The sequence below is a fragment of the bacterium genome (genome assembly GCA_029210545.1).
Taxonomy (GTDB): Bacteria; BMS3Abin14; BMS3Abin14; order BMS3Abin14; family BMS3Abin14; genus JARGFV01.
This window is the reverse complement of the sequence record JARGFV010000235.1, coordinates 1-518: the sequence shown is the minus strand read 5'-3', so window position 1 is coordinate 518 and position 518 is coordinate 1. Positions and strand designations below refer to the sequence as shown.

1 protein-coding gene is annotated in these 518 nt (G+C 57.7%); it reads left to right on the top strand.

Annotation, left to right across the window (positions count from 1 at the left end; genetic code table 11):
- Positions 1-471 (top strand): hypothetical protein (locus P1S46_12450; protein MDF1537273.1); only part of this gene is annotated, 471 nt, incomplete at its 5' end.
- Positions 472-518: the final 47 nt, after the last annotated feature.

Sequence of the window (518 nt, the reverse complement as noted above, 5' to 3'; positions counted from 1 at the left end):
GACGGGAACGGGGTCGTGGACATCTACGCCTCTGATGATAGCGCGGTTTCCTATACCTACCAGTACGCGGGCATCTACAACGCGGTCGTGACAGTGGTTGACGCAAGCGCCCAGGAATATACCTCGCACCGAACTGTGGTTATGGAGGACATTTCCCAACTGGGGCCGGTCCTTACCGGCCGGTGGGATGATGTTTCCGTATCCCTCACCGCCCGGGATGTACAGGGGGCCATGGTGTACTTCCTCCCTGAGTCCCGTGACCGGTACACGGGATTCCTGGAAGCCATAAAACACCAGCTTCCGGCGGTCCACCAGTCCCTCCCGACACCCGTTTTCGTGAAGGCAAGGGGTGACACGGCCGAATACCTGGTGACACGGGAGCAGGTGCTCGATGGGGTATCCCGTCCCATCGCCTACTCCATCTTTTTCCAGAGAGACCTGGATGGGATCTGGCGGATCAGGGAGTACTGATGAATCCAAAGGCCAAAAAATACATCAGAAATTCGCTCATCCTGGCC